The following is a 688-nucleotide window of genomic DNA, read 5'->3' as shown; positions in this document are numbered from 1 at the left end:
AGGTCATGGCGAGCTTGAAACAGTCGAAAACCCATGCCTTGACCGCCAAAATCCTCAAACCTACCGGAGCGGTCATCGCGGCGTTGCCAAAAATCTTTGGCGTGGCCAATGGCGGGATGAAACCCGAAAATGCGATCGATGCCGTGTGCTTCGGCCTGGAAATCGCCGCATCGATGTTGCAAATCGACGCCGACGGTCAGGCCACTACCGAAAGTTACCGTCGCCGCCGCAACGAATGGGCGCTGCAACGTGATCAGGCCGAGTCCGAGGCCGCCGGCCTCAGTGTGCAGGTCGAGGCACAACGCCATGCGGTCACCGCGGCTCGCACGAACCTTGCACAAACCCTGCGGGCCAATGCTCAGGCGCTGGCGGTTTACAACTTCCTGAAAAAGCGCGCGAGCAATGCCGAGTTGTTTGGCTGGATGCTTGGCCAGTTCCAGGCTTTGTACTATCAGACCTATGACGCCGTGATCAGCCTGTGCCTCAGTGCCCAGGCGTCGCTGAATGCTGAAACCGGCGATTACGATGCGCAAATTCCCTTGCCCAATGTGTTTCTGGAACAACGTCATGGTTTGACAGCCGGCGAGCATTTGCGCGTGCATTTGCTGCGGATGGAGCGCGAATATCTGCAGCGCTACGAGCGTCGGCAGGAGTTGGTGAAAACCGTTTCCTTGCGCAAATTGTTCAA

At 57.7% G+C, this 688-nt stretch carries 1 protein-coding gene; it reads left to right on the top strand.

The features are described 5' to 3' along the window. Positions 1 to 688 (top strand): Tc toxin subunit A-related protein (locus BK660_RS30065; RefSeq protein WP_473087017.1); only part of this gene is annotated, 688 nt, incomplete at both ends.

The sequence above is a fragment of the Pseudomonas brassicacearum genome (genome assembly GCF_003732265.1).
In the GTDB taxonomy this organism is placed as follows: Bacteria; Pseudomonadota; Gammaproteobacteria; order Pseudomonadales; family Pseudomonadaceae; genus Aquipseudomonas; species Aquipseudomonas brassicacearum_D.
The sequence above is the reverse complement of the archived record's forward strand: the minus strand, read 5'-3'. Positions and strand labels throughout refer to the sequence as shown.